The organism is Pseudonocardia sp. 73-21 (assembly GCF_001899645.1).
Taxonomy (GTDB): domain Bacteria; phylum Actinomycetota; class Actinomycetes; order Mycobacteriales; family Pseudonocardiaceae; genus Pseudonocardia.
The window spans coordinates 172,513-198,992 of sequence record NZ_MKVV01000098.1; the positions used below are offsets into that span (position 1 = coordinate 172,513).

The following is a 26,480-nucleotide window of genomic DNA, read 5'->3' on the forward strand; positions in this document are numbered from 1 at the left end:
ATGTCACCCCCGCCGGAGCTGCTGGGCCGGATCCGCGATGTCGTGGGCGAGGTGGAGGCCGCGCACGGGTTCGCCGAGTCGTTCGTTCGGGCGTCGAAGGTGGGAGGGCGGCTCGACGTGGAGATCGACTTCGTGCTCGACGACGCCTCGACGGCCCGCACGGTGCACGAGTTCGACGGGGTGCGGGCGGAGCTGGAGGCCCGGTTCGCCGAGGAGGAGCTGCCGGTGTCGATGTCGGTCGGTTTCACGGCTGACCGCCGCTGGGCGCTGTAGCACGATGATCATCGTTCACGCTGATCACGGAGGGCCGCGCGAATCCCGCGCCGGTGGGACGCTGAGGTGCCGATCATGGCGTCGAGCCCGGCCAGCGCTCCCGAAACGACGATCTCCACGGTGATGATCGCCGATCGGGGACGCGGGACCGCCTGCTGGACGGTGGCGGGTCCCGAGCGGCTGATCATGGAGGCCTGTAGCGGAACGGACGGGTGAACGCTGTCGGCCGCAACTCCTCGCCCAGCCCCCGGCGCGAGGGGTGCGGTGGCCGCCGATCACGGTTGGCCGGTGCGCGGGGTGATCGCGTCCGTCCGCACGAATCTGCCCCGCGGGGGGCGCTGAGGTGCGAACCGCGCCGATCATGGTCGCCGGGCCTACCCTGTGATCGCATCCCGTCGCACGAGTCCGCCCGGTGGGGGCGCCGCGCGGCTCGTGCCGATCATGAACGGCCGGTGCCCCGGATGATCGCGTTCCTCCGCACGGCATCGTCCTCGGCAGGGCGACAACGTGCGACGAAGCCGATCATGGTGGCGAGCTAGCGGAGGCGGACCGCCCGGACGGCGATGCCGCCCGCCACCACCGTCCACCCGACGAGCACGAGCACCGGCGTGAGACCCGGCCCCGTACCTGTGGCCAGCGCCGTGCGCAGGCCCTCGGCCAGCGCACCGCTGGGCAGGTACTGCGCCACGGCCCCGATCGCGCCGGGCAGCTGACCCACCGGGATCACGATGCCCCCGGCCAGCAGCAGCACGAACCACACCAGGTTGGCGACGGCGAGGGTGACATCCGCGCGCAGCGTGCCGCCCACGAGGATCCCCAGCGACCCGAACGCCGCGACGCCCAGCAGCACCAGCAGCACGGCCCACCCGATGCCGGCCGCGGCGGGCCGCCAGCCCAGCGCGACCGCGATCGCGACGAGGATCACCATCTGCACGACGACCACACCGAGCATCGCGACGAGCCGGCCCGCCACGAGCAGCCAGCGGGGCAGCGCGGTGGCGGCCAGCCGCCGGATCACGCCGTAGCGGCGGTCGAAGCCCAGTGCGATGGCCTGCCCGGTGAACGCCGTGGACATCACAGCCAGGGCGAGCACCCCCGGCGCCACCGTCGCGACCCGGGGTTCGGGCAGCGGCACGATGCCCAGCAGCGTGAGCCCGACGAGCAGCACCACCGGGATCAGCAGCGTGAGCAGCACCTGCTCGCCGTTGCGCAGCGCCAGCCGCATCTCGACGCCCGACTGGGCCGCGAGCATCCGCAACGGCCGCCCGGCGCCGGCGTCCGGGGTGAAGGTGCCGGGGTCGAACCGCGTCCCATGATCGGAGGTCACTGTCTGAGCTCCTTGCCCGTCAGTTCCAGGAACACGTCCTCCAGGCTGCGCCGCGCCACCTGCACGTCGTCGGCCAGCGCGCCCTGCTGGGCGCACCACGCGGTGATCGTGGAGAGCACCGACGGGTCGATGCGCCCCTGCACGAGGTAGCGGCCCGACTTCGTCTCCGCGGCGCGGTAGTCGGCGGGCAGCGAGGCGGCCAGGCCGTCGAGGTCCATGCCGGGCTTGGCCCGGAACCGCAGCTCGCGCTGCTGGCCGCCCGACGTCAGCGCCATCGGGCTGCCGTGTGCCACGACCTTGCCGTGGTCGACGATCACCACGTCGTCGGCCAGCGCCTCGGCCTCCTCCATGAGGTGCGTGGTGAGCAGCACGGCCACCCCGTCGCGGCGCAGCGCCTCGATGAGCTCCCACACCAGCCGGCGCCCCTGCGGGTCCATGCCGGCGGTGGGCTCGTCGAGGAACACCAGCTCCGGGCGCCCGACCACGGCGCAGGCCAGCGCCAGCCGCTGCTGCTGGCCGCCGGACAGCCGCTTGTAGGGCGTGCGGGCCGCCGAGTCGAGGCCCAGGACCGTGAGCAGCCACGCCGGGTCGAGCGGGTGGGCGGCGCACGCGGCCACGAGCCGCAGCATCTCGCCCGCGTGCACGCCCGGGTAGGCGCCGCCGCCCTGGGGCATGACGCCGATGCGGGCGCGCAGGGCCTCGGGGGCACCGGCGGGGTCGGTGCCGAGCACCCGGATCTCGCCCGCGTCGGCGTCGAGGAAGCCCTCGCAGATCTCGACGGTGGTGGTCTTGCCCGCGCCGTTCGGGCCGAGCAGTGCGAGCACCGAACCGGCGGGAAGATCCAGATCGAGGCCGTCGACGGCCGTCGTGCGCCCGAAGCGCTTGACAAGACCCCGGACCGAGACGGCGGGCGGTGCGGGGCGCGAACTCACCCCGTGATTCTAGGAGGGGGTGTGCGCGGACCGCCCGGGCAGGGCGTCGATGTCGACGCCCTCCTGCCCGTCGAGCTGACGGCGCTGCACGACCAGCACGAGGACCAGGATGATCAGCCCGGCGAAGACGGCCATCGGGAGCTGGTAGGCGCGGAAGTTGAAGTCGGACCCGGTGGGTGGCTCGACGAGCGCGAGGATCGCGGAGACGGCCAGGAGAGCGCGCCGGTAGCGGGGGAGCGTCTTCGTGGCGGCGAGGGGGATGAGGCCCCACAGCAGGTACCAGGGGTGCACGACCGGGCCGAGCAGCACGACCGCACCGAGCCCGGCCGCCATGGCGGTGATCGGGTCGATCCCGCCCTTGAGCGTCTTCCAGAGCAGCACCGCGGTGACGACGGCGGCCGCGGCCAGCCCGATGCCGCGGAACAGCGGCAGGATCGTGTCGGTGTGGTCGCCGAGACCGCCCAGCACCCCGATCTGGCCGCCGAGCAGCCCGAGATCGGTGGACACCGACATCCAGCTGCGGATCAACCCCGGGACGTCGAGCGTGGTGGCCCAGCCCAGCCCGACCTCGGGGATCAGCGACATCGGCACGTAGAGCACCAGGGTGACGCCCAGCAGCACCCCCGCGGCGGCCGCGACGTCGACGACCCGGCCGCCGCGGCGGCGCGCCATCTCCATGCCGAGGAAACCGAGCACCATCAGGGCCGGCAGCTTCACCGCCGACGCCGCGACGATCAGCGCGGCCCCGCCCAGGAACCGCGGATCGAGGACCCGATCACCGGCGCGCAGCCCGATCTCCATCCCGGTGAGGAACAGCCCGATCATCAGGGCCTCGTTGTGGATGCCACTGACCAGGTGGAACAGCACCAGCGGGTTGGCCGCGCCGAGCCACAGGGCGAGCCCGGCGTCGACCCCGCAGCGCTTCGCGATCCGCGGCAGCGCCCAGACCACCAGCGCGAGCCCGAGCAGGGCCAGCACCCGGTGCAGCAGGATGCCCAGCACGATGTCGTTGCCGGTGAGCGCCGTGATGCCGCGGCCCAGCATGAGGAACAGGGGGCCGTACGGGGCGGGGGTGTCACGCCAGATGGTCGGGATGCTGCGTGTGAGCGGGTCGTCGACGCCGAGCGCCTCCGCCGGGCCCAGGACGTAGGGGTCGATGCCGCGGGCGAGCGTGGCGCTCTGGGCGAGGTAGCTGTAGACGTCGCGGGAGAACAGGGGTGGCGCGACGGCCAGCGGGACCGTCCACATGATCGCGGTGCGGCCGATCTGCGCCAGCGTCGGGGCCGGGGCCACGGCGCCGCGCGAGCGGAGCATCTTGCCCACCCACAGCCAGGACAGGACGAGCAGGCCGATTCCGGCGTAGGTGACGGCCAGCGAGACGGTGATGTTGCGACCGGGAAGCCCGAGCACGCGGAGGCCGAAAAGCGGGTTGGGCACCGGCAGGGCGCCCGCCCCCAGTGCGCCGCCGGCCATCATCAACGCGCCGGTGAGCCCGAGTCGCCGCGCGATGCGGCTGGGGTCGCGCGGCGGAGCGGTACGCAGGGGCGGGGGCGTCTCCTCCAGCTCCGGTGCGACCATACGAGGAGAGTAGCGAGGGGTGCCGACGTGCCCGCCGACACACTCTCTGCCGTGGAGGCGGAATCGTGCCGCCGACACACTCCTTCCCGTGGAGGCGGAATCGTGCCGCCGACACACTCCTTCCCGTGGAGGCGGAATCGTGACCGCCCTCACCCGAAGGGAGGGCCGCGTTGCCCCGGCGCGCCATATAAGCAACACTGGTGTTGTGAAAAGCGGAGAGCAGCTCCCGGAGGTCGGTGCGCACGCGCCGGGCTCCGGCGACGGCGGCACCCGCGAGGCCGTGGCCCGGCTCCTCATGGAGCAGGGGCCGATCACCGCGGCCGCGGTGGCGTCGGCGCTGGAGCTCTCCGCACCCGCCGTCCGCCGGCACCTCGACGCCCTGATCGCCGACGGTGAGGCCGAGGCCCGCCAGGCGTCGCACCGGGGCCCCCGGGGCCGCGGCCGACCGGCCCGTCAGTACCTGCTCACCGACACCGGCCGCGCCCGTTTCGGGCACGGCTACGACGATCTCGCGGTGGCCGCGCTGCGCTACCTCGCCCGGCACGGCGGCCCCGACGCCGTCGCCGACTTCGCGCAGGGCCGCGTCGACGAGATGCTCGGCGACGGCGCCGCGCGCATCCACGCGGCCGACGGCGCCGACGCCCGGGCCGACGTCCTCGCCGACGTCCTGACGGCGCGCGGCTACGCTGCCCAGACCCGCGAGGCGGGCTCGGGCGTGCAGCTGTGCCAGCACCACTGCCCGGTCGCCCACGTCGCCGCCGAGTTCCCCGAGCTGTGCGAGGCCGAGACGCACGCGTTCGCGGAGCTGCTCGGCACCCACGTCCAGCGCCTCTCCACCATCGCGCGCGGTGATTCCGCGTGCACCACACACGTCCCACCAGCGGCTCCCGAACGCCGGCGGGGTAGCACCACCACCACGATCTCGGGGCTTCGCCCCGTGGCAACGACAATCCCGAGAGGGAGGCAGTCCGCACATGACGACCGCTCCTGAGCAACTCACGCAGGAGGAGACTCTCGCGTCGCTCGGCCGCTACGACTTCGGCTGGGCCGACCCGGACGCCGCCGGCGCCACGGCACGTCGCGGCCTGTCCGCCGACGTCGTCGCCGACATCTCCGCCCTGAAGTCCGAGCCGCAGTGGATGCTCGACTTCCGGCTCAAGGCCCTCGACATGTTCGAGAAGAAGCCGATGCCGCGTTGGGGTGCCGACCTCTCCGGCATCGACTTCGACAACATCAAGTACTTCGTGCGCTCGTCGGAGAAGCAGGCCGCCACCTGGGACGACCTGCCCGCCGACATCAAGAACACCTACGACAAGCTGGGCATCCCGGAGGCCGAGAAGGCCCGCCTGGTGTCCGGTGTCGCGGCGCAGTACGAGTCCGAGGTCGTCTACCACTCGATCCGGGCCGACCTGGAAGAGCAGGGCGTCATCTTCCTGGACACCGACACCGGGCTGCGCGAGCACCCGGAGCTGTTCAGGGAGTACTTCGGCTCGGTCATCCCCAGCGGTGACAACAAGTTCTCCGCGCTGAACTCGGCCGTGTGGTCGGGCGGGTCGTTCATCTACGTGCCCAAGGGCGTGAAGGTCGACATCCCGCTGCAGGCCTACTTCCGGATCAACACCGAGAACATGGGCCAGTTCGAGCGCACGCTGATCATCGTCGACGAGGGTGCCTACGTGCACTACGTCGAGGGCTGCACGGCGCCGATCTACAAGTCGGACTCCCTGCACTCCGCGGTGGTCGAGATCATCGTGAAGAAGGGCGGCCGCTGCCGCTACACGACCATCCAGAACTGGTCGAACAACGTCTACAACCTGGTGACCAAGCGCGCGAAGGCCGAAGAGGGCGCCACCATGGAGTGGGTCGACGGCAACCTCGGCTCCAAGGTCACCATGAAGTACCCGGCCGTCTGGCTGATGGGCGAGCACGCCAAGGGTGAGGTGCTCTCCATCGCGTTCGCGGGCGAGGGCCAGCACCAGGACGCCGGCGCGAAGATGGTGCACATGGCGCCGAACACGTCGTCCACGATCATCTCGAAGTCGGTGGCGCGCGGCGGCGGTCGCACGTCCTACCGCGGCATGGTGCAGGTCAACGCGCGGGCGAGGAACTCCCGTTCCACGGTGAAGTGCGACGCGCTGCTGGTCGACACGATCTCGCGGTCCGACACGTACCCCTACGTGGACGTCCGCACCGACGACGTGTCGATGGGCCACGAGGCCACGGTCTCCAAGGTGAGCGGCGACCAGCTGTTCTACCTGATGAGCCGCGGGCTCACCGAGGACGAGGCCATGGCCATGGTCGTGCGCGGGTTCGTCGAGCCCATCGCGCGCGAGCTGCCCATGGAGTACGCGCTGGAGCTCAACCGGCTCATCGAACTGCAGATGGAGGGCTCGGTCGGATGACCGACGTAGTTTCCGGTCTCGCCCCTGAGCTGGCCGGTGCCAAGGAAGGCCAGGGCAGCAAGCCCCTGGCCTCGGCGAGCGAGCGTTTCACCTCCTACGACCTGGACGCCTTCGAGGTCCCCGGCGGTCGTGAGGAGAACTGGCGCTTCACACCGATGAAGCGGCTGCGCGGCCTGCACGACGGCACGGCGCGGTTCGACGGTTCGGCCACGATCACGGTCGACGGCTCCTCGGAGACCGTCGGCCGGGACGACGCGCGGATCGGCCAGGGCGGCGTCCCCGCCGACCGCGTGGCCGCTGCCGCGTGGACCGCGTTCACCGAAGCGACCGTCGTCACGATCGACGGCACCCCCGAGCCCGTCACCGTTCGCGTGACGGGCCCGGGGGAGGGCGCCGTCGCGGCCGCGCACCTGCAGATCCGCACCACCCCGCACGCCGAGGGCACGGTCGTCGTCGAGTTCTCGGGCTCCGGCACGCTCGCCGACAACATCGAGGTCGTGCTCGCCGACGGCTCCAAGCTCACGCTCGTCGTCACCGAGGAGTGGGCCGACGACGCCGTGCACGTCAGCGCGCAGCACCTCTCCATCGGCCGCGACGCCACCCTGCGTGCCACCTCGGTGGCCCTGGGCGGCGATCTCGTGCGCATCAGCCCGACCGTCAAGTACCGCGGCCCCGGCGGCGACGCCGAGCTGGCCGGCCTGGGCTTCGCCGACGCCGGGCAGCACCTGGAGCAGCGCCTGCTCGTCGACCACGGCGAGCCCAGCTGCACGTCCAACGTGCTGTACAAGAACGCGCTGCAGGGCCGGAAGGGCACCACCGACGCCCGCACGGTGTGGATCGGTGACGTGCTCATCCGCGCCACCGCCGAGAACACCCGCACGTTCGAGTTCAACCGCAACCTGGTGCTCACCGAGCACGCCCGCGCCGACTCCGTCCCCAACCTGGAGATCGAGACCGGCGAGATCGCCGGGGCGGGGCACGCCAGCGCCACCGGCCGGTTCGACGACGAGCAGCTGTTCTACCTGCAGAGCCGCGGCATCCCCGAGGACGTGGCCCGCCGGCTCGTCGTCCGCGGCTTCTTCGGCGAGATCCTGTCCAAGATCACCCTTCCCGACCTGCGCGAGCGGCTCGAGGCGGCCATCGAGGCCGAGCTCGCCGTGACCGGAATCTGAACGGAGCCAGTAGCTACATGTCCACCTTGGAGATCAAGGACCTGCACGTCTCGGTCGCCACCGACGACGGCCCCAAGGAGATCCTGAAGGGCGTCGACCTCACCATCGAGGGCGGCCAGACCCACGCGATCATGGGTCCGAACGGTTCCGGCAAGTCCACGCTCGCGTACGCGATCGCCGGGCATCCGAAGTACGAGGTCACCTCCGGCTCCATCACGCTCGACGGCGTCGACGTGCTGGCCATGACCGTCGACGAGCGCGCCCGCGCCGGCCTCTTCCTGGCCATGCAGTACCCGGTGGAGGTGCCCGGCGTCTCGACGTCGAACTTCCTGCGCGCCGCCGCCACCGCCGTCCGCGGCGAGGCGCCGAAGCTGCGCACCTGGGTCAAGGAGGTCAAGACCGCGATGTCCAATCTCGACATCGACCCCGCCTTCGGCGACCGCAACGTCAACGAGGGCTTCTCCGGCGGTGAGAAGAAGCGCCAGGAGGTGCTGCAGCTCGCGCTGCTGGCCCCGAAGATCGCCGTGCTCGACGAGACCGACTCCGGCCTCGACGTCGACGCGCTGCGCGTCGTGAGTGAGGGCGTCAACCGCTACAAGGCCTCCGGCGACGTCGGCGTCCTACTGATCACGCACTACACGCGGATCCTGCAGCACATCAAGCCCGACGTCGTGCACGTCTTCGCCGGCGGCAAGGTCGTCCTGTCGGGCGGGCCCGAGCTGGCCGACGAGCTCGAGAAGAACGGCTACGAGCGGTTCACCAGCCCGGCTGCCGCGGTCTGATGGATCTCCAGAAGGTCCGGGCGGACTTCCCCATCCTGTCGCGCACCGTGCGGGAGGGGAAGCCGCTCGTCTACCTGGACTCCGGCGCCACCTCGCAGCACCCGCGCCAGGTGGTGGAGGCCGAGCGGGCCTTCCTCGAGCAGCACAACGCGGCCGTGCACCGCGGCGCGCACCAGCTGTCCGAGGAGGCCACGGACGCCTACGAGTCGGCGCGTGCCCGGATCGCGGCGTTCGTCGGCGCGCTGCCCGAGCAGCTGGTGTTCACGAAGAACGCCACCGAGGGCATCAACCTGGTGGCGTACGCGATGAGCAACGCCACCGGCTTCGACGGTGCCGAGCGCTTCGTGCTGGGCCCGGGCGACGAGATCGTGGTCACCGAGCTGGAGCACCACGCCAACCTCGTGCCGTGGCAGGAGCTGTGCCGGCGCACGGGGGCCACGCTGCGCTGGTACTCGATCACCGACGAGGGTCGGCTCGACCTCGACTCGATCGAGCTCTCCGAGCGCACGAAGCTCGTGGCGTTCGCCCACCAGTCCAACGTGCTCGGCACGATCCTGCCGGTGGCGGAGCTGGTGCGCCGGGCCCGCGCGGTCGGTGCGCTGGTGCTGCTCGACGCGTGCCAGTCGGTGCCGCACATGCCCGTGGACCTCACGGCGGCGGGCGTCGACTTCGCGGTGTTCTCCGGCCACAAGATGCTCGGCCCCACCGGCATCGGCGTGCTCTACGGGCGCACCGAGCTGCTGGAGGCCATGCCGCCGTTCCTCACCGGCGGCTCCATGATCGAGCTCGTGCGGATGGAGGGCACCACGTACGCGCCCCCGCCGCAGCGGTTCGAGGCCGGCACGCCGATGTCGTCGCAGGCCATCGGGCTAGCGGCGGCCGTCGACTACCTCGGCGCCATCGGCATGGACGCCGTCTACGCCCACGAGATGGAGCTCGCCGCGGCCGCGATCGAGGGCCTCAGCGCGATCCCGGGCGTCCGGATCATCGGCCCGGCCACCACGGAGGACCGCGGGGGAGCGGTGGCGTTCGTCGTCGACGGGGTGCACGCCCACGACGTCGGGCAGGTGCTCGACGACCGGGGCGTGGCGATCCGGGTCGGGCACCACTGCGCGTGGCCGCTGCACCGCCGGTTCGGGGTGGCCGCCACGGCGCGGGCATCCTTTGCCGTCTACAACACGGTGGACGAGGTGGCGGCGCTCGTCGAGGGCGTCAAGGCGGCGCGTGAATTCTTCAAGGTGGCGTGACGAGAGATGCAGCTCGAACAGATGTACCAGGAGATCATCCTGGATCACTACCGGACGCCGCACGGCGCCGGGCTGAAGGACCCGTTCGACGCCGAGTCGATGCAGATCAACCCCACCTGCGGCGACGAGATCACGCTGCGGGTGAAGCTCGACGGCGACACGGTCTCCGAAGTCTCGCACGAGACCCTGGGGTGCTCTATCAGCCAGGCGTCCGCATCGGTGCTCACCGACCTCGTGGTCGGGCGGTCGGTAGCGGAGTCGCTGCGGATCCTCGCGGCGTTCCAGGAGATGGCGCAGGGCCGCGGCAAGGTCGAACCCGACGAGGACGTGCTCGGCGACGGGGTCGCGTTCGCGGGCGTGGCGAAGTACCCGGCACGGGTCAAGTGCGCACTGCTCGGATGGATGGCGTTCAAGGACGCCGTCGTCCGGGTCAACGACGCGAAGGAGGCAACGGCATGAGCGAGACCGAGGACGTCGTCCGGGGCGCGGCAGGGATGCCCGAGGCCCCCGCCCGGACGGACAACCCGTCCGTCGACGATCTCGAGGAGGCCATGCGTGACGTGGTCGACCCCGAGCTGGGCATCAACGTCGTCGACCTGGGCCTGGTGTACGGCATCCAGGCCGACGCCGGCGTGGCCACCATCGATATGACGCTCACGAGCGCGGCCTGCCCGCTCACCGACGTCATCGAGGAGCAGGCGCGCGCGGCGCTGACCACGGGCCCGACCGGCGGCCTGGTCAACGAAATCAAGATCAACTGGGTCTGGATGCCGCCGTGGGGCCCCGACAAGATCACCGAGGACGGCCGCGAGCAGCTGCGCGCCCTCGGCTTCCGCGTCTAGCCCCTCCTCTCCCTGACGAACGGCACTCCCGTCGCAGCTCGGGCGACGAGGGTGCCGTTCGTCTGTTTCAGAAGAGGCGCTTCAGGGCTGTCCCCAGGTCCGGCAGCTCCGACAGCGTCAGCAGGAACGTCTCCTCCAGCTCCCGCATGATCTCCGCCGGGCTCGCGAGCTCCCGGATCTCCGAGGGGGCGTCCAGGTGGTGGGTGGAGAGGGTCCGGCCCCCCAGGTTGTGCCGGCGGCCCTCCGCGGGCCGGGCGGCCACCAACCCCGTCACGAAGTGCGACGCCGGGTGGCGGGAGACGTAGAAGCTGCCCATCTCCAGGTCGGCGCGGACCTGCGGCGTAAGGTCGAAGCGGTAGAGCGAGCGCCAGGTGCCGCCCACCAGCGCCTGCATCGTCCAGGTCCCTGCCTCCTCCCGCAGGCGGTAGGCCTCGTGCGGGGTGGCCTGCTCGACGTCCGGGCGGAGCGCGAGGACACCGGTCAGCGTCTGTCCGCCGAACCCGACGTCCACGACGTGCGGCCCGGTGTCGAGGTCGACGCGCAGCAGCATGTGCGTGCGTGCCCCGGGCGGGGCGTCGGCGGGTCTGCTCCACACGACGCGCGCGGTCAGCGCCGTCGTGCGGTAGCCGAGGGCGTCGAGCGCCTCCTGCAGCAGCAGGTTGTGCTCGAAGCAGTAGCCACCGCGGCCGCCGTGCACCATCTTCGCGGTGACCCCGTCGAGGTCCACGTCGCGGCCGGTGAACGGGTCGAGGTTCTCGAACGCGATCGAGCGCGTGTGGCCTGTGACCACCGCGCGCAGCATCGCGAGGTCGGGCGGCCCGTGAGCGACGCCGATCCGGGCCAGGTACGCATCCATGCCGACCAGGTCCTATCTGCACCCGGGTTCAGGTCAAGAGGCGCGGTCCAGGAGCCAGGGGTGCAGGTGGCGGTAGCCGCGGACGGCCAGGGGTCGCAGCGGGCGCACCGCGTAGCGCGGATCGTCCTGCAGGGCGTCGGCCACCTCGCGGTCGACGAGCACGCTGTCGGGGTGGGCGTGGCTGGTCAGGCGGGCGGCGATGTTGACGACCTCGCCGTACACGTCGCCGTAGCGGACCAGGACGGGCCCGGCGGCCAGCCCGATCCGCAGCTCCGGCAGCGACGGCTCCACGCGCACGCGGTCCTGCAGGGCCAGGGCGATGGCGGCGCCGTCGACGACCTGGTCGGTCACGAACAGCACCTCGTCGCCGACGGTCTTGATGATGCGGCCGTGGCCGTCGGCGATCACCTCGGTGGTGCACGAGCCGAAGCGCTCGATCATCTCCGACAGCTCGGCCGTGGAGCGGCGCCGCGTGGTGCGGGTGAACCCGACCATGTCCGCGAACCCGACGACGAGGTTCTCGGTGTCGTCATCACCGGTCGCCACCAGCATCCGCCCGATCGACGCGGCGAGGTGCCTCCGCCAGACGTAGGTCTGCAGCTCCTCCAGTGCCGGCAGCACCGAGCCCGCGACCTGCAGGGCCTGCGTGGGTGTGAGGTCCTCACCCTGGGCCTCGATCAGGCGTTTGAGGATGCCGATCTGCCACTCGGCCAGCCGTGACATCGACTGGGCGACGGCCCGCGCGACGGCCTCCCGCACCTCCGGTTCGAGCACGCCCGCGTCCGTCAGGCTGCTCATGATCCGGACGGCGGCGATGTCGCGGTCGTTGAAGATGACGTCGTCGTCGTCGACCTCGGGGAACCCGAGCGACCGCCACAGCCGCTTGCCCTCATCCGGATCGAGCCCGGCCTTGTCGGCGAGCTCCAGGCGCGTGTAGCGGCGGGGGGCGCCGAGGACGACCTCCTCGAGCGCCTCGTCGAGCGGGGCATCGCCCGCCACGTGGCGGACGACGGCGCTGTTGAGCAGGCGTTCGACGCCCGAGAGCCAGTCGCGCTTGATGCCCGCCTCCAGGTCAGGTGGTGTGGACGATGAGCACGTCGACGCCGGAACGCCGGGCGACGTCCGAGGGCACCGAGCCCAGCAGACGCCCGGAGAGGGTGTTGAGGCCCTTGTTGCCGACGACGAGCAGGTCGGCCCGGCTGTCCTCGACGACCTTGCGCAGCACGTCGACGGGCGCACCGTCGGCGGCCACGGTGCGGACCTTCCCGGCCCCGGCCGCGACGGCGCGGTCCTCGGCGGTGCGCAGGGTCTCCTCGGCGGGGGTCCAGCCGACCACGAGGTAGGCCTCGTCCTTGAGGGCGTCCTCGGCGCCGGCGGTCTCGTCGCGGCTGGCGGGGGTGTAGGCGCAGACGATCACGAGCTCGGCGTCGCTGTCGGCGGCGACGGACGCGGCGCGGTCGACGGCGGAGAGGGAGGTGGCGGAGCCGTCGGTGCCGACGACGATGGTGCGGTAGGCGGGCATGGGGAGCCTCCGGCATGGGGGGACAACGTGTGCAGAGGTTACCGGGAGTAGCGCCCCCGTTCGGCACCGGAGGTATCACCCGATCGGGGCAGCCTCCTCGGCCGGTCGTGGCGGGGCCGCGGGACGCAGGGCCGGGAGCACCAACCGGGACCGCAGCAGCCACCCCGACCGGCCGAACAGGGCGCCCATGACGGCCACCGTGCCGGTCAGGTCGTCACGTCCGCCCAGGTAGGCCCACCGGTGGTGCTCGGGCAGCGAGAAGAACACCTCGAAGAAGCCGGGCACCTCGGCCGGTGGCATCCGCAGCAGCGCCTCGAGCCCGATCCGCCGGAAGCGGTGCACGGCCCTGGCCCGCGGGGACCACACGACGTCCCCCGGCGATCCCGCGGCGATCGCGTCGGCCACGGCCGGGGCGAGCGACAGCGCCGTGGCCACGCTGAACCCGCTCGCGGGGTGCACGAGCGGTGCGGCGGCCCCGAACCCGATCACGCCGGGGGTGCGCAGCCGCGGGGTGTCGACGGGGAACCGCACCCGCTCCGTCGGTGCGTCGTCGGGCACCGTGATCCCGTGCCGGGCCAGGCGCGCGAGCAGGCGGCGGCGCAGCACCGGCTGCGGCAGACCGGGGCGCCGGGCCAGCGACGTCTCCTCCAGCAGCACCCGGCCCCCGCCGAGCGGCACCGCGTAGAGGAACGTCGGCCAGCCCGGCTCGCCGTGGTCGGCGCGCCAGTCCATGAACAGGGCCTCACCGGGTGCGACGAGCGGGGCGGCGGCGGCCTCGTCGAGCACCACGCCGTGGGCGGTCTGCTCGGCCGCGGTGCGGCGTGGGCCCGCTCCACGGGTCGGTTGCCGGTGCCCGCCCGCGTCCACGACGGTCCGGGCCCGCAGCCGGGTGCCGTCGGCCAGCGTGACCTCGCCCGGCCCGGCACCGGTGACGCGGCCGCCGACGACGACCACGCCGGCGAGCCCGTCGTCCAGATGGGCCCGCAGCGCGGGCACGTCGAGCACGGCGTACTCGCGGCCCAGGTCCCACGCGGTACGGGCGATGGCGCGCCCGGTGGCCCGCGCCGCGATCACGGATGCGGGCAGCTCGGCGGGCAGGTCGTGGACCCAGGCGCCGTAGGTGGAGAGCCACGGGCCGTCCGGCGACCGGTCGACGAGCGCGGTGACCAGCCCGCGCTGCGCGCACGCGGCGGCGAGCGCCCGCCCGGCGGGCCCGCCCCCCACGACGATCACGTCGTCCACGCGCACCTCTCTCCGTCCGACGACAGTGCCGGGCCGTCTGAACCTAGGCGACGAACGTGCCGTCCGTCGGCGAGGCGGCGGCCTGCCCGGCTGCGCGCCGCGCCGAGCGCACGAGCAGGTCCACTAGCCTGCACCGGTGGATCTCCGTGCGCGAGCCGGCAGGCGGGTGCCCGTGCCCGAGTCGGGTGCGGGGCTCGCCGCCTCCCCGTTCCGTGTCGACCGGGACCGGATCGCGGCGTCGCCGTTCTTCGCGCGCCTGGCCGGGGTGACGCAGGTGGTGAGCCCGGCCGGGTCCGGGCTGCTCGTGCACAACCGGCTCACCCACAGCCTCCAGGTGGCGCAGGTGGCCCGCGCCATCGCCGAGCGCCTCGTCCCCGAACCGCTGGTCGACAAGCTCGGCGGCTGCGATCCCGACGTCGTGGAGGCCGCCGCGCTGGCCCACGACCTGGGCCACCCGCCGTTCGGCCACCTCGGCGAGCAGGTGCTCGACCGGCTCGCCCGCGAGCGCCTCGGCCTGCCCGACGGCTTCGAGGGCAACGCGCAGAGCTTCCGCATCGTCACCACCATCGACCTGCACGGTCCCGGGGGCACGGGCCTGGACCTGACCGCGGCCGTCCGGGCGGCGATCCTCAAGTACCCGTGGTCGCGTCGGGCCCACCCGGACCCGCACCCGAGCGTCGCGCCGCTGCCACCGCGGGGAGCCGGGCCACTGCCCGGGGCGCCGTCCGCCGGCTCGGCCAAGTTCTCCGCCTACACCACCGAGCTCGACGACCTGCGCCAGAGCCGCGCCGTGTTCGCCGGCGTCATCGGGCCGTGGCAGCAGACCGTCGAGGCCGCCGTGATGGACACCGCCGACGACATCGCCTACGCCATCCACGACCTCGAGGACTTCCACCGCGTCGGCGTGCTGCAGCAGGCGGGTGTCGCGGCGGAGCTGAACGGCTGGTTGCGTGCCCCGGGCCCGCACGGGCCCGGCGCCGACCTCGAACGGCTGCGCCTGCGGCTCGCGGACAAGGACGCCTGGGCCTACGACGACGACGCGTTCACAGCCGCTGTCGAGCGGGTGCGGGAGGACCTCGTGGACGGGCTGCTGGCCACGTCGTTCGACGGGTCGATGGCCGCCGAGCGGGCCGTCGCGGAGTTCTCGGCGCGCTGGACGTCGCGGCTCGTCGGCGGGGTCGACGTCCGGCCCGAGCCGCCCGTCCGCTCGGCCCACGTGGCGCTGGCCACCGCGCAGTGGCACGAGGTGGCGGTGCTGAAGTTCGTGCACCAGCGGTTCGTGCTCCTGCGCGCCGATCTCGCGTCGCACCAGCGGGGCCAGGCGACGGTGCTGACCGGCCTGGTCGGGGCCCTGCACGACTGGCTCACCGACGACGAGAGCGGCCCGCGCCTGCCGCCCCGCCTGCACGACCTCGTCGAGCTGGCCCGGGGGGAGTACGCGGCCCTGGCGCCCGCGGCGGAGGTCGACGGTCTGGCCACCGGGCGGGCCGTGGTCGACTACGTCGCCTCGCTCACCGACGGCCAGGCCACGGCCCTGCTCGACGTGCTCACCGGCCGCTCCGGCCGGCTGTGGACCGACGCCGCGGTGCTGTAGCCCGGACGGGGACGACAGCGCGACCGCGGCGATGTCGTCCGGGTCCGGGGTGATCACGGTGGCGCGCAAGCCGTCGGGCGAAGGGGACGACATGTCCGACGTGCCGGAGCCGCCGAGCAGTCGGCCCCGACCGAGGTGACCTCGTCGGTCAGCGGGTCGATCCGGACGGCCCCGGACCGGCGCAGCCGCAGCAGCGCGTGCTGCCGGGGCGAGTCCCGCGAGACCTGGGCGACCACCCCGGCCGGGGCGAACGCGCTGCGGCACTCGGAGTGCCGCGCGAGCATCCCCGCTGCGGCCTGCCGGGGACCACGACGTGCGGCAGCGGTCGTGCGCGGATATCAGGGTGGGAACACTGTTATCCGCGCACGGGCGGCGGTAGCCGCGCTCGCTAGCCCAACGTGCCCGTCGCCATCACGCCGCCGTCGATGCGCACCGTCTCGCCCGTGATCCACGACGCCTCGTCGGAGACCAGGAAGCCGACCAGCGACGCGATGTCATCCGGGTTCCCCAGGCGCTTCATCGGATAGGCCGAGCTGACCTTCTCCTCGCCCTCCTCGTAGAGCGCGGTGGCGAACTTCGTCTTGACGACGGCGGGGGCGACCGCGTTGACGCGGATCGACGGGCCCAGCTGCCAGGCCAGCTCCTCGGTGAGCCGGATCAGCGCGGCCTTCGACGCGCCGTAGGCCGCGATCACGCCGGTGGAGCGCAGGCCCGCCGTGGACGCGAGGTTGATCACCACGCCGCCGTGCTCGCCCATCCACGCCTTGTAGGCCTCCTGCACGAAGCCCAGGGCCGCCACGACGTTGACGTCGAAGATCTTGCGGACGCCGTTCAGGTCCGCGGTCATGAGGTCGCCGTAGACGGGGTTGATGCCCGCGTTGTTGACGAGGATGTCCAGCGAGCCGAACGCCTCCACGGTCCTGGCGACGGCCTCGGCGCGGGACTCGTCCGACCCGGCGTTGCCCGGCACGGCCAGCACGCGCGACGCGTCGCCGCCCGCGGCCTTGGCCACGAGTTCCTCGGCGGCGGCGGCGAGCTGGTCGGGCTTGCGGGCGGTGATGGTCACCGAGGCCCCGCGGGTGAGCAGCTCGGCGGCGATGGCGTGGCCGATGCCGAGGCTTCCGCCGGTGACGAGTGCTGCCCTGCCGTTCAGACCAGCCGAGCCCGTGAGATCAGTCATGCCTGGACCCTACTTCGCGAATCGCGTGGCGTCGGCCGGTACTCTGGGCCACGTGATCCGGATCGAGTAGGCCGCCTCCCGTGCGGCCCACCCGTCTGTCCCCACCCGGAATACCTGGAGCTCCTCCGTGATCACAGCCACCGACCTCGAACTCCGCGCGGGCTCGCGCATCCTGCTCTCCGGCGCCACGATGCGCGTGCAGCCGGGCGACCGCATCGGCCTCGTCGGCCGCAACGGCGCCGGCAAGACCACCTCGATGCGCGTGCTCGCCGGCGAGGGCGAGCCCTACGGGGGCAAGGTCGGCGCGAACAGCCCCGTCGGCTACCTCCCGCAGGACCCCCGCGAGGGCGACCTCACCGTCACCGCCAAGGACCGCGTCCTGTCGGCCAAGGGTCTCGACGAGATGCTGCGGAAGATGGAGAAGGCCCAGACCGCGATGGCCGAGCTGGTGGACGGCAAGCAGAACGACAAGGCCGTGCGCGACTACGGCCGCATCGAGGAGCGCTTCTCCGCGCTCGGCGGTTACGCGGCCGAGAGCGAGGCCGCCCGCATCTGCGCCCACCTGGGCCTGCCCGACCGCGTCATGGAGCAGCAGATCGCCACGCTGTCCGGTGGTCAGCGCCGTCGCGTCGAGCTGGCGCGCATCCTGTTCGCCGCCTCCGACGGCGGCGGCGGGGGAGCGCCGAGCGACACCACGCTGCTGCTCGACGAGCCCACCAACCACCTCGACGCCGACTCCATCACGTGGCTGCGCGGGTTCCTGCAGACCCACACCGGCGGCCTCGTGGTGATCAGCCACGACACCGAGCTGCTGGCCGCGGTGGTCAACAAGGTCTGGTTCCTCGACGCCACCCGCGGCGAGGTCGACCAGTACAACATGGACTGGAAGCGCTACCAGGACGCGCGCTCCACCGACGAGAAGCGCCGCCGGCGTGAGCGCGCCAACGCCGAGAAGAAGGCGGCGGTTTTGCACACGCAGGCGCTGAAGATGGGCGCCAAGGCCACCAAGGCCGTCGCGGCGAAGAACATGGCCCGTCGGGCCGACCAGCTGCTGGCGGGCCTCGAGGACGTCCGCCAGAACGACAAGACCGGCCGTATCCGCTTCCCCGATCCCGCACCGTGCGGCAAGACGCCGCTCACCGCGGAGGGGCTGTCGAAGGCGTACGGCTCGTTGGAGGTCTTCACCGGCGTCGACCTGGCCGTCGACCGCGGGGCCAAGGTCGTCGTGCTGGGGCTCAACGGCGCGGGCAAGACCACCCTGCTGCGCATGCTGGCGGGCGTCGATGTCCCGGACTCCGGCGAGGTCGTGCCCGGTCACGGTCTGCGCACCGGTTACTTCGCCCAGGAGCACGACACCCTCGACATGGACGCCACGGTGTGGGAGAACATCCGCCACGCCTCGCCCGACACCCAGGAGCAGCAGCTGCGCACGCTGCTCGGGTCGTTCATGTTCTCCGGCGACCAGCTCAAGCAGCCCGCGGGCACGCTGTCCGGCGGCGAGCGCACCCGGCTCGCACTGGCCGGTCTGGTGTCCAGTGCGGCCAACGTCCTGCTGCTCGACGAGCCCACGAACAACCTCGACCCGGCCAGCCGCGAGCAGGTCCTCGACGCGCTGCGGCGCTTCACCGGGGCCGTCGTGCTGGTCACGCACGACTCGGGCGCGGTCGAGGCGCTGCACCCCGACAAGGTCATCGTGCTGCCCGACGGCACCGAGGACCTCTGGTCGGCGGAGTATCTGGAGCTCGTCCAACTGGCCTGATCGGACGATCCGGCCGGGACGATGATCACCCGATCGCACGCCGCAGTTGCGGCACACAGGGCCACATTCGACACGCATGAATGGCGATGTGCGCGTTCCATCGCCTCCTGGGGTGACGAGGAGATGGCGTCGGGGTGACGAGGCGGTGATCGGCGGACGGCAATGATCACCCGTCCGCGTGATCCATTCGGAGGAACCGCTCACCGATCATCGAGTGGATCTCCTGGTCCCGCGTCCGGACGTGGACGATCATTGCCGCACCGCCGGGCCGACCAGGCCCAGGGGCGTGTTTCACCAGGGGCAACGAAGTTTTGGAGGAGTCCGATGACGGACCTCAAGAAGGGTGCCCGAATCACCGGCACCCAGCGCGACAAGCTGGCCACCGACCTCAAGAAGAAGTACGAGAAGGGCGCCAGCATCCGGGCGCTCGCCGAGCAGACGGGCCGGTCCTACGGGTTCGTGCACCGGGTGCTCAGCGAGACCGGCGTGACGCTGCGCGGCCGCGGCGGAGCGACCCGCACCAAGAAGAAGTAGCGGCAACTACCCGGGGGTAACCTCCCGGACATGACTCAGGTGGACCCCGCTCCGGACCTCGACCTGCTCGCCCGAGGCGGGGTGACACTGCATGTGGAGGGCCCCCGGGCGACGATCACGCTGTCGCGCCCGGAGAGCCTCAACGCCCAGACCCCGGTCACGTGGGCCGCGCTGCAGTCCATCGGGGAGTCGCTGCCCGCCGACGTGCGGGTCGTGGTGGTCCGGGGTGAGGGCCGCGCGTTCTCGGCGGGGCTGGACAAGCGCGCGTTCACCGCGCGGGAGGTCGACGGTCTGCCCGGCATCAGTGCACTGGCCACCATGCCCGCCGAGCAGGCCGACACGACCATCGCGTCGTTCCAGGCGGGGTTCGCGTGGCTGCGCGATCCCGCCCGCGTCACGGTGGCGGCCGTGCAGGGGCACGCGATCGGGGGCGGGTTCCAGCTCGCACTGGCCTGCGACATCCGGATCGTGGCCGACGACGTGAAGTTCTGCATGGCCGAGACGGCCCTGGGCATCGTGCCCGACCTGGGCGGCACCTACCCGCTGGTGCACGCCGTGGGCTATGCGCGCGCGGTCGACATCTGCCTCACCGGACGCCGGGTCGGCGCGGAGGAGGCGGTCAGCAGCGGTCTGGCTCTGCGCAGCGTGCCGGTCGGGGAGCTCGACGCGGCCGTCGACGAGCTGGCGACGGCGCTGGTCAGTGCGGCTCCGAAGGCGGCCTCGGCCACCCTCGCGCTGCTCGCCGGCGTGGCCGACGGGCTGGACCCGGCCGCCGCCCTGGCGGCCGAACGCGCGGCGCAGGTGATCCGCCTGCGTTCCCTCGCCGCCGGAGAGGGCTGAGGACGCCCCCGGCCGTGATCGCCGCCGGTCGTCCCCACGGGGGCGGCGGTGTGCGGCGGACACCGGCGCCCACCGCACCCCGTCCCGCACCAGAACGGTGATCATGGCCCGGCGGCGGGGCCCGTCCGTGTGGCGGGGGTTTCCCCGGGCGGTGAGACTGGCCGCGTGGAGAGACCGTTCGGGATGTTGCGCGGGGTGGAGCGCGGGGCCACCGCCCCGCGGTCGGTGAAGAAGGGCACGATCCCGCGCATCTGGCGGTTCGCGGCCTCCTACCGGAACTGGCTGATCGCGTTCCTGCTGCTCACGGTGCTCTCCGCGGTGGTCGGGGTGGCCACGCCGGTGGTCGCGGGCCGGGTGGTGGACACCATCGTCAAGGGCGGCGGCACCTCCGCCGCCGCCGCGACCGTGGTGGGGCTGGCCGCCGGCATCGCCGCCCTGGCGATCATCGAGGCGTGCAACGGGCTGCTCACCCGCTGGTACTCGTCCCGGTTGGGCGAGGGGCTGATCGCCGATCTGCGCCGCGCGGTGTTCGGGCACGTGCAGACGATGCCGGTGGCGTTCTTCACCCGCACCCGCACCGGTGCGCTCGTCAGCCGCCTCAACAACGACGTGATCGGGGCCCAGTCGGCGATCACCACCACCCTGGCCAGCGTGGTCAGCAACGTCATCCAGCTGACCCTCGCCGTCGCGGTGATGCTGACGCTGGCCTGGCAGGTCACGCTGCTGGCCCTGGTGCTGCTGCCGATCTTCGTGATTCCGGCCCGCCGGATGGGCGTGCGGATCGCCGACCTGCGGCGCGAGGCCGCGGACCTCAACGCCGGCATCTCCAACCAGATGACCGAGCGGTTCTCCGCGCCGGGCGCCACGCTCGTCAAGCTGTTCGGCGACCCGGACGCCGAGCTGGCGGAGTTCGGCGAGCGCACCCTCCGGATCCGCGACATCGGGGTGCGTACCGCGATGGTCTCGCGCGTGTTCGTCACGGCGCTGTCGCTGGTCTCCGCGCTCGCCCAGGCCCTGATCTACGGGCTCGGTGGCTACCTGGCCGTCACCGGGCAGATCGAGGCGGGCACGGTCGTCACGCTCGCGCTGCTGCTCACCCGGCTCTACACGCCGATGACCGCGCTGGCCAACGCCCGCGTCGACGTCATGACGGCGCTGGTGTCGTTCGAGCGGGTCTTCGAGGTGCTCGACCTGCAGCCGATGATCACCGAGAAGCCGGACGCCCGCACGCTGCCCGACGGCCCGGTGTCGGTCCGCCTGCGCGACGTGCGCTTCGCCTACCCCAACGCCGAGGACGTCTCGCTCGCCTCGCTGGAGGAGGTGGCGGTGCTCGACCAGCGGCACAACGAGGAGGTGCTGCACGGCGTCGACCTCGAGGTGGGGGCCGGGCGGCTGCTGGCACTGGTCGGGTCGTCGGGGGCGGGGAAGTCGACCATCGCGTCGCTCGTGCCGCGCCTCTACGACGTCGACGGCGGCGCGGTGGAGCTCTCCGGCATCGACGTGCGCGACCTGACGTTCGCCTCGGTGCGCGGCGCCGTCGGCGTCGTCACGCAGGACGGGCACCTGTTCCACGACACCATCGGCGGCAACCTGCGCTACGCCGCCCCCGGCGCCTCGGACGCCGAGATCGTCGAGGCGCTGCAGCGGGCCCGGCTCGGCGAGCTGCTCGACGCCCTGCCCGACGGGCTCGACACGGTGGTGGGGGAGCGCGGCTACCGGCTCTCCGGCGGCGAGCGCCAGCGCCTGACGATCGCCCGGCTGCTGCTCGCGAAGCCCCGCGTCGTCATCCTGGACGAGGCCACCGCGCACCTGGACTCCGAGTCCGAGGCCGCGGTCCAGGAGGCGCTCGTGGAGGCGCTGGCGGGGCGGACGGCCATCGTGATCGCGCACCGGCTCTCGACGATCCGCGCGGCCGACCAGATCGCGGTCGTGGAGCACGGTCGGATCGTGGAGCGGGGCACCCACGACGAGCTGCTCGCCACGGGCGGGCGCTACGCGGTGCTGCACCGCACGCAGTTCGCCGGCCAGCATCTGGTCGGATGACGCTGGGCCGTCCGGCCCTGTCGACGTTACGCCTGGTCACGCTGGGCGTCGAGGGACCTACGCTGGGTCGATGACGGCGCCGGACCTCGTCCTCGACGACCAGCTCTGCTTCGCCCTGCACAGCGCGTCGCGGGCGATGACCGGGTGCTACCGGTCGCTGCTCGACGACATCGGTCTCACGTACAGCCAGTACGCGGTGATGCTGGTGCTGTGGGAGGACGAGACCGTCGCGCTGTCGGTGCTGTGCCGCCGGCTCCACCTCGACACGGGCACGCTCTCGCCGCTGCTCAAGCGGCTTGAGGCCCAGGGCCTGCTGGAGCGGCGCCGGCGCAGCGACGACGAGCGCATGATGCAGGTGACGCTGAGCGATGCCGGGCGGGCGCTGCGCGACCGGGCGGCGGGGGCGCAGGCGCGCGTCCGGGTCGCCACCGGGCTCACCGACGGCGCCCTCGCCGTCCTCCGCGGGGAGCTCACCGCGCTCGCGGAGCGGCTCAGGGCCGCCGACCTCCAGCCCTGACCGAAAGTGCAGGGCAGGTGCGCCGCGACACCGTTGTCCCGGCGCACCCACGTTTCAGGCGGCCTGCACGACCTGGGCGCGGTAGCTCTCGATGATCTCCATGAACTCCTTCTGCTCGGGCGCGGGCACGCCGAGGAAGTTCAGGGTGGCGGCGATCTCGATGGCGACGGCGTCGAACTCCCCGTCGGTGATCACGAGGCCGTCGTGGGTGAGGGTCATGTCCCGGCCGGGGTAGCACTTCGGCCCGCCGGCGGCCTCGATCGACCACGCCGTGACCAGGAACTTGTAACCCGGCGCGTTGGCGGGGTCGCCGTGGTGCGCGTGCACGGCCTCGTTGGCGTTCACCGCGACGTTGGCGAAGAGCCGGTCGACGAGCACGTCGACCGCACCCGCGATCGCGTACGTGCCGCCCAGTCGGTCGTAGAGGCTGCCCTCGGCCATGTCGGTCTCCCGCCGTCTTCGTCGATGAGGGGTGTGGCGGGGTTCACTGTCCGGGTTGCGCGCCGGGCACGTCAAGAGTGCACAACAGGATCTGACACGACCTATCTCCGGCGGACCGTCGCCTCCACCAGGTCGAGCACGGGGCCCATGTCGTCGGCGGGCAGGCCCATCGCGAGGTGGGAGATCAGGCCCTCCAGTACCAGCTCCAGGTACTGCGCGACCACCGCGACCGGGACGTCGTCACGCAGCGTGCCGGTCCGGGCCTGTCGCTCCAGGCGCTCGCGGGTGGCCCGGGTGAGCGCGGCGGAGTGGGCGCTCCAGCGCTCCCGGAACTCCGGTTCGGTGCGCAGCCGACGGGAGACCTCGAGCCGGGTCCCGAGCCAGCCCCGCACCCCCGACGGGTCGGCCACCAGCTCGCGCATCACCTGCACGAGCCCCTGTTCGGCGACGACGTCGGCCATGCGCCCGGCGTCCTGCTCGGCCAGCGCGAGGAACAGGGCGTCCTTGTCGCGGTAGTGGTGGAAGATCGCCCCCCGGGACAGGCCCGTGCTCTCCTCGAGCCTGCGTACCGTGGCCCCCTCGTAGCCGAAGCGGGCGAAGCAAGCCCGCGCGCCGTCGAGGATCTCCTGGCGCCGGGCGGCGAGCTGGTCGCTGCTGACGCGGGGCACACCGGTGAGCTTACCGGCCAACCAGACGTACGTACGTCTTGGGAAGGTCTTACGGCTTCATCACAGGACCCTCGGCCACCTCCTGCAATCGGCTTGCAGCGCGAGTAGCGTTCTCTCGCGTGACGCAGAAGCCGGGGGTCGCGGTGGTCGCCCAGGCGGTGACCGCCGCGGAGGACGCCGCCCCCGACGCCGGGCCGAGCGTGCTGCACGACTGTGCCGACGCCGAGGCCTACGTCGCGTCGGTGTGCTTCAAGCACGGCCCGCCGACGCTCGTCGGGGTCGAGCTGGAATGGCTGCTCCACGACGTCGCCCGGCCGGGACGGCCGGTGACGCTCGCGTCGCTCGCGGCGGCCCTCGGCCCCCACACCCCGCGCTCGCTCGACCCCGCGTCCCCCGCACGTCCGCTGCCGGCAGGCTCCGAGATCACCGTCGAGCCGGGCGGCCAGATCGAGATCGCGAGCCCCCCGCTCCCGGGTCTCCCCGACCTGGTGGGCGCCACCGTCTCCGACGCCGAGGTTCTCCACGGCCTCCTCGCCGCCCACGGGCTGCACCCCGAGTCCCGCGCGGCCGACGCGTCGCGTCCGCCGGTGCGGCTGCTGGACCTCCCGCGCTACCGCGCCATGGAGCAGGCCTTCGACCGGATCGGCACCTGCGGGCGCACCGCCATGTGCTCGACGTCCGCCGTGCAGGTCTGCGTCGACGCCGGGCAGGGCGCGGAGGTCGCCCGCCGCTGGTCGGCGGTGCACGCGCTCGGTCCGGTGCTGCTCGCCGCGTTCGCCAACTCGCCGACGCTCAACGGGCGGGACACCGGCTGGAAGTCGGCGCGGTGGATGAGCTGGCTGCAGGCCGACGAGGCGCGTACCGGGCCGCCCCCGGTCGCCGACGTGGACGCGCTCGACCCGGCCGCCGCCTGGGCCCGCCGCGTCATGGAGAGCCCGGTGCTGTGCGTCCGCCGCGACGACGGGTGGCTCGTCCCCGAGGCCGTCACGTTCGCCGACTGGGTGTGCGGCGGCCTGCCCGGGCCACCGCCCACCACCGCCGACCTCGACTACCACGTCTCCACGCTCTTCCCGCCCGTGCGCCCGCACGGGCACCTGGAGGTGCGCTACATCGACATGCAGCCCGGCCGCGGCTGGGCGCTGCCCACCGCGGTGCTCACGGCGCTGCTCGCCGACGGAGCGGTGCTCGACCGCGCCCGGGAGGCCTGCGAGCCCGCCCGCGAGCGGTGGGTGTCCGCCGCCCGCCGGGGGCTGGAGGACCCCGTGCTGGCCACGGCCGCGGCCGCGGTGTTCGAGCTGGCGGTGGCGCAGCTGCCGGCCGTCGGCGCGCCGGGCTGGCTGGTGGAGGACCTCACGACCATGACCGAACACCGTGTCCTGCGGGGCCTGTGCCCCGCCGACCTCCCGGAGGGAGAGAGTTGAGCCCCGATCTCCGCACGACCGTCGCCGACCTGCTGAGCGCCTCGCGCGCCCGGAGCACGGCGCTCACCGACGCCGTCGACGAGGCCGACCTCGTCGCCCAGCACTCGCCGCTGATGTCGCCGCTGGTGTGGGACCTCGCGCACATCGGCAGCCAGGAGGAGCTCTGGCTCGTCCGCGACGTGGGCGGGCGCGAGCCGCTGCGGCCCGAGATCGACGGCCTCTACGACGCGTTCCAGCACTCGCGGGCCAGCCGGGTCGCGCTGCCGCTGCTCACCCCGTCGGAGACCCGCCGCTACGTGGCCGAGGTGCGCGACAAGGCTCTCGACGCCCTGGCTCGCACGCCGCTCACCGGCCGCCGGCTCGTCGAGAACGGGTTCGCGTTCGGCATGATCGTGCAGCACGAACAGCAGCACGACGAGACGATGCTGGCCACCCACCAGCTGCGCACCGGGCCCGCGGTGCTGCACGCCGACCCGCCGCCGTCGGGCTCGCCGCTGCCCGTGCGGGAGGTGCTCGTACCGGCCGGTGGGTTCACGATGGGCACCTCCACCGAACCGTGGGCGCTCGACAACGAACGGCCCGCGCACGCCACGCACGTCGACGCGTTCTGGATCGACACGGCGCCCGTCACGAACGGGTGGTACGCAGAGTTCGTCGACGCCGGTGGGTACGACCAGCCGCGGTGGTGGAGCGAGGCGGGCTGGCGGCACCGCGTGGACGCCGGTCTGGTGGCGCCGCAGTTCTGGAAGCGTGACGGGTCGGGGCAGTGGTACCGGCGCACGTTCGGGGTACTCGCGCCGATCGTCGTGGACGAGCCGGTGGTGCACGTCAGCTGCCACGAGGCCGACGCCTTCGCCGCGTGGGCCGGCAAGCGCCTGCCCAGCGAGGCGGAGTGGGAGAAGGCCGCGCGGTTCGACCCGGTCTCCGGGCGGTCGCGGCGCTACCCGTGGGGCGACGAGGACCCCACGCCCGAGCACGCCAACCTCGGGCAGCGCCACCTGCGGCCCGCGCCCGTCGGCGCCTACCCGCGCGGGGCGTCGGCGCTCGGGGTGCACCAGCTGATCGGCGACGTCTGGGAGTGGACGTCGTCGGGGTGGCACCCCTACCCGGGCTACGAGACGTTCCCGTACCCGGAGTACTCCGAGGTGTTCTTCGGCGGCGACTACCGCGTGCTGCGCGGGGGCTCCTTCGGCACCGACCCGTCGGCGCTGCGATCCACGTTCCGCAACTGGGACCACCCGATCCGCCGGCAGATCTTCTCCGGCTTCCGGCTGGCCCGCGACGCTGCACCCGGGGACGTGCACTAGC

Annotated in this window: 26 protein-coding genes; 16 read left to right on the top strand and 10 right to left on the bottom strand. The window is 72.8% G+C overall.

What is annotated here, in order from left to right:
* Window positions 1-273, top strand: coding sequence for a hypothetical protein (locus BGP03_RS31995; protein WP_298800567.1), 273 nt, complete (start codon window positions 1-3; stop codon window positions 271-273).
* A 535-nt stretch (window positions 274-808) separates the two neighbouring features.
* Here the strand turns inward: BGP03_RS31995 and BGP03_RS32000 are convergent.
* The 3 genes from BGP03_RS32000 to mptB form a co-directional block, all read right to left on the bottom strand.
* Window positions 809-1,525, bottom strand: a complete 717-nt coding sequence (locus tag BGP03_RS32000; protein WP_298800636.1) for an ABC transporter permease — start codon at window positions 1,523-1,525, stop codon at window positions 809-811.
* Window positions 1,526-1,596: 71 nt separating this feature from the next.
* On the bottom strand, window positions 1,597-2,532 hold the full coding sequence (locus tag BGP03_RS32005) for an ABC transporter ATP-binding protein (RefSeq protein WP_298800566.1): 936 nt from the start codon (window positions 2,530-2,532) through the stop codon (window positions 1,597-1,599).
* Between the two features lie 9 nt (window positions 2,533-2,541).
* Window positions 2,542-4,110, bottom strand: coding sequence for a polyprenol phosphomannose-dependent alpha 1,6 mannosyltransferase MptB (gene mptB, locus BGP03_RS32010; RefSeq protein ID WP_296376308.1), 1,569 nt, complete (start codon window positions 4,108-4,110; stop codon window positions 2,542-2,544).
* 295 nt (window positions 4,111-4,405) lie between these two features.
* On the opposite strand from mptB, the gene BGP03_RS32015 reads away from it, so the two are divergent.
* Genes BGP03_RS32015 through BGP03_RS32045 form a run of 7 tightly spaced genes read left to right on the top strand, consistent with a single transcriptional unit; the run spans window position 4,406 to window position 10,555 of the window.
* The gene (locus tag BGP03_RS32015) at window positions 4,406-5,101 is read left to right on the top strand and encodes a transcriptional regulator (RefSeq protein WP_296376323.1); all 696 of its coding nucleotides are present in this window, start codon (window positions 4,406-4,408) and stop codon (window positions 5,099-5,101) included.
* Window positions 5,085-6,512, top strand: coding sequence for a Fe-S cluster assembly protein SufB (gene sufB / locus BGP03_RS32020; protein WP_296376307.1), 1,428 nt, complete (start codon window positions 5,085-5,087; stop codon window positions 6,510-6,512). The genes BGP03_RS32015 and sufB overlap by 17 nt, the downstream gene beginning before the upstream one ends.
* Window positions 6,509-7,684 carry a Fe-S cluster assembly protein SufD gene (gene sufD, locus BGP03_RS32025; RefSeq protein WP_296376305.1) on the top strand — a complete coding sequence of 392 codons (1,176 nt, stop codon included), beginning with the start codon at window positions 6,509-6,511 and terminating at the stop codon, window positions 7,682-7,684. Before sufB ends, sufD begins: the two co-directional genes overlap by 4 nt.
* Window positions 7,685-7,701: 17 nt before the next feature.
* Complete coding sequence (gene sufC / locus BGP03_RS32030; RefSeq protein WP_296376303.1) at window positions 7,702-8,466, top strand: Fe-S cluster assembly ATPase SufC; 765 nt, start codon at window positions 7,702-7,704, stop codon at window positions 8,464-8,466.
* Window positions 8,466-9,713, top strand: a complete 1,248-nt coding sequence (locus BGP03_RS32035) for a cysteine desulfurase (protein WP_296376302.1) — start codon at window positions 8,466-8,468, stop codon at window positions 9,711-9,713. Before sufC ends, BGP03_RS32035 begins: the two co-directional genes overlap by 1 nt.
* Window positions 9,714-9,719: 6 nt before the next feature.
* A complete protein-coding gene (gene sufU / locus BGP03_RS32040; protein WP_296376300.1) occupies window positions 9,720-10,172 on the top strand; it encodes a Fe-S cluster assembly sulfur transfer protein SufU in 453 nt (150 codons plus the stop codon).
* Window positions 10,169-10,555, top strand: coding sequence for a metal-sulfur cluster assembly factor (locus tag BGP03_RS32045; RefSeq protein ID WP_296376298.1), 387 nt, complete (start codon window positions 10,169-10,171; stop codon window positions 10,553-10,555). The genes sufU and BGP03_RS32045 overlap by 4 nt, the downstream gene beginning before the upstream one ends.
* A 67-nt stretch (window positions 10,556-10,622) precedes the next feature.
* On the opposite strand, the gene BGP03_RS32050 is transcribed toward BGP03_RS32045, so the two are convergent.
* From BGP03_RS32050 to BGP03_RS32065, 4 genes are all read right to left on the bottom strand, one after another.
* Window positions 10,623-11,411: an arylamine N-acetyltransferase gene (locus BGP03_RS32050; protein WP_298796289.1), complete on the bottom strand. Its 789-nt coding sequence runs from the start codon at window positions 11,409-11,411 to the stop codon at window positions 10,623-10,625.
* Between the two features lie 33 nt (window positions 11,412-11,444).
* Complete coding sequence (locus BGP03_RS32055) at window positions 11,445-12,410, bottom strand: adenylate/guanylate cyclase domain-containing protein (protein ID WP_296376294.1); 966 nt, start codon at window positions 12,408-12,410, stop codon at window positions 11,445-11,447.
* A 73-nt stretch (window positions 12,411-12,483) separates the two neighbouring features.
* Window positions 12,484-12,933, bottom strand: a complete 450-nt coding sequence (locus BGP03_RS32060) for a universal stress protein (RefSeq protein ID WP_296376292.1) — start codon at window positions 12,931-12,933, stop codon at window positions 12,484-12,486.
* A gap of 75 nt (window positions 12,934-13,008) precedes the next feature.
* Entirely contained in the window at window positions 13,009-14,175 is a 1,167-nt protein-coding gene (locus BGP03_RS32065; protein WP_298796287.1) for a lycopene cyclase family protein, read from the bottom strand.
* Between the two features lie 136 nt (window positions 14,176-14,311).
* Here BGP03_RS32065 and dgt point away from each other — a divergent pair, with 136 nt between their 5' ends.
* Window positions 14,312-15,769 (top strand): dGTP triphosphohydrolase, encoded by a 1,458-nt coding sequence (dgt, locus tag BGP03_RS32070; RefSeq protein WP_298796285.1) that lies wholly within the window; start codon window positions 14,312-14,314, stop codon window positions 15,767-15,769.
* Between the two features lie 388 nt (window positions 15,770-16,157).
* Here dgt and BGP03_RS32075 read toward each other — a convergent pair whose 3' ends face one another.
* Window positions 16,158-16,949 (bottom strand): SDR family oxidoreductase, encoded by a 792-nt coding sequence (locus tag BGP03_RS32075; RefSeq protein ID WP_298796283.1) that lies wholly within the window; start codon window positions 16,947-16,949, stop codon window positions 16,158-16,160.
* Between the two features lie 127 nt (window positions 16,950-17,076).
* On the opposite strand from BGP03_RS32075, the gene BGP03_RS32080 reads away from it, so the two are divergent.
* The 5 genes from BGP03_RS32080 to BGP03_RS32100 all read left to right on the top strand — a co-directional run bounded on the left by BGP03_RS32080 (window position 17,077) and on the right by BGP03_RS32100 (window position 22,642).
* Entirely contained in the window at window positions 17,077-18,708 is a 1,632-nt protein-coding gene (locus BGP03_RS32080; RefSeq protein ID WP_296376283.1) for an ABC-F family ATP-binding cassette domain-containing protein, read from the top strand.
* Between the two features lie 324 nt (window positions 18,709-19,032).
* The gene (locus BGP03_RS32085; RefSeq protein ID WP_296376281.1) at window positions 19,033-19,242 is read left to right on the top strand and encodes a helix-turn-helix domain-containing protein; all 210 of its coding nucleotides are present in this window, start codon (window positions 19,033-19,035) and stop codon (window positions 19,240-19,242) included.
* 30 nt (window positions 19,243-19,272) lie between these two features.
* Entirely contained in the window at window positions 19,273-20,082 is an 810-nt protein-coding gene (locus BGP03_RS32090; protein WP_296376279.1) for an enoyl-CoA hydratase/isomerase family protein, read from the top strand.
* 183 nt (window positions 20,083-20,265) lie between these two features.
* Window positions 20,266-22,125 carry an ABC transporter ATP-binding protein gene (locus BGP03_RS32095; protein WP_298796294.1) on the top strand — a complete coding sequence of 620 codons (1,860 nt, stop codon included), beginning with the start codon at window positions 20,266-20,268 and terminating at the stop codon, window positions 22,123-22,125.
* Between the two features lie 70 nt (window positions 22,126-22,195).
* A complete protein-coding gene (locus BGP03_RS32100; protein WP_296376277.1) occupies window positions 22,196-22,642 on the top strand; it encodes a MarR family transcriptional regulator in 447 nt (148 codons plus the stop codon).
* Between the two features lie 54 nt (window positions 22,643-22,696).
* Here BGP03_RS32100 and BGP03_RS32105 read toward each other — a convergent pair whose 3' ends face one another.
* Window positions 22,697-23,083, bottom strand: a complete 387-nt coding sequence (locus BGP03_RS32105) for a group 1 truncated hemoglobin (RefSeq protein WP_296376275.1) — start codon at window positions 23,081-23,083, stop codon at window positions 22,697-22,699.
* A 101-nt stretch (window positions 23,084-23,184) separates the two neighbouring features.
* Window positions 23,185-23,751 carry a TetR/AcrR family transcriptional regulator gene (locus tag BGP03_RS32110; protein ID WP_296376273.1) on the bottom strand — a complete coding sequence of 189 codons (567 nt, stop codon included), beginning with the start codon at window positions 23,749-23,751 and terminating at the stop codon, window positions 23,185-23,187.
* 119 nt (window positions 23,752-23,870) lie between these two features.
* On the opposite strand from BGP03_RS32110, the gene egtA reads away from it, so the two are divergent.
* Both egtA and egtB read left to right on the top strand, forming a co-directional pair.
* On the top strand, window positions 23,871-25,172 hold the full coding sequence (gene egtA, locus BGP03_RS32115) for an ergothioneine biosynthesis glutamate--cysteine ligase EgtA (RefSeq protein ID WP_298796279.1): 1,302 nt from the start codon (window positions 23,871-23,873) through the stop codon (window positions 25,170-25,172).
* On the top strand, window positions 25,139-26,479 hold the full coding sequence (gene egtB, locus BGP03_RS32120; protein ID WP_296376269.1) for an ergothioneine biosynthesis protein EgtB: 1,341 nt from the start codon (window positions 25,139-25,141) through the stop codon (window positions 26,477-26,479). Before egtA ends, egtB begins: the two co-directional genes overlap by 34 nt.
* Window position 26,480 lies beyond the last annotated feature (1 nt).

Excerpts from the sequence above, each read along its gene's own strand:
- BGP03_RS31995 (WP_298800567.1), top strand. The coding sequence starts at position 1 with ATGTCACCCCCGCCGGAGCTGCTGGGCCGGATCCGCGATGTCGTGGGC.
- BGP03_RS32000 (WP_298800636.1), bottom strand. The coding sequence starts at position 1,525 with ATGCTCGCGGCCCAGTCGGGCGTCGAGATGCGGCTGGCGCTGCGCAAC.
- mptB (WP_296376308.1), bottom strand. The coding sequence starts at position 4,110 with ATGGTCGCACCGGAGCTGGAGGAGACGCCCCCGCCCCTGCGTACCGCT.
- BGP03_RS32015 (WP_296376323.1), top strand. The coding sequence starts at position 4,406 with ATGGAGCAGGGGCCGATCACCGCGGCCGCGGTGGCGTCGGCGCTGGAG.
- sufB (WP_296376307.1), top strand. The coding sequence starts at position 5,085 with ATGACGACCGCTCCTGAGCAACTCACGCAGGAGGAGACTCTCGCGTCG.
- sufD (WP_296376305.1), top strand. The coding sequence starts at position 6,509 with ATGACCGACGTAGTTTCCGGTCTCGCCCCTGAGCTGGCCGGTGCCAAG.
- sufC (WP_296376303.1), top strand. The coding sequence starts at position 7,702 with ATGTCCACCTTGGAGATCAAGGACCTGCACGTCTCGGTCGCCACCGAC.
- BGP03_RS32035 (WP_296376302.1), top strand. The coding sequence starts at position 8,466 with ATGGATCTCCAGAAGGTCCGGGCGGACTTCCCCATCCTGTCGCGCACC.
- sufU (WP_296376300.1), top strand. The coding sequence starts at position 9,720 with ATGCAGCTCGAACAGATGTACCAGGAGATCATCCTGGATCACTACCGG.
- BGP03_RS32045 (WP_296376298.1), top strand. The coding sequence starts at position 10,169 with ATGAGCGAGACCGAGGACGTCGTCCGGGGCGCGGCAGGGATGCCCGAG.
- BGP03_RS32050 (WP_298796289.1), bottom strand. The coding sequence starts at position 11,411 with ATGGATGCGTACCTGGCCCGGATCGGCGTCGCTCACGGGCCGCCCGAC.
- BGP03_RS32060 (WP_296376292.1), bottom strand. The coding sequence starts at position 12,933 with ATGCCCGCCTACCGCACCATCGTCGTCGGCACCGACGGCTCCGCCACC.
- BGP03_RS32075 (WP_298796283.1), bottom strand. The coding sequence starts at position 16,949 with ATGACTGATCTCACGGGCTCGGCTGGTCTGAACGGCAGGGCAGCACTC.
- BGP03_RS32085 (WP_296376281.1), top strand. The coding sequence starts at position 19,033 with ATGACGGACCTCAAGAAGGGTGCCCGAATCACCGGCACCCAGCGCGAC.
- BGP03_RS32090 (WP_296376279.1), top strand. The coding sequence starts at position 19,273 with ATGACTCAGGTGGACCCCGCTCCGGACCTCGACCTGCTCGCCCGAGGC.
- BGP03_RS32095 (WP_298796294.1), top strand. The coding sequence starts at position 20,266 with ATGTTGCGCGGGGTGGAGCGCGGGGCCACCGCCCCGCGGTCGGTGAAG.
- BGP03_RS32100 (WP_296376277.1), top strand. The coding sequence starts at position 22,196 with ATGACGGCGCCGGACCTCGTCCTCGACGACCAGCTCTGCTTCGCCCTG.
- BGP03_RS32105 (WP_296376275.1), bottom strand. The coding sequence starts at position 23,083 with ATGGCCGAGGGCAGCCTCTACGACCGACTGGGCGGCACGTACGCGATC.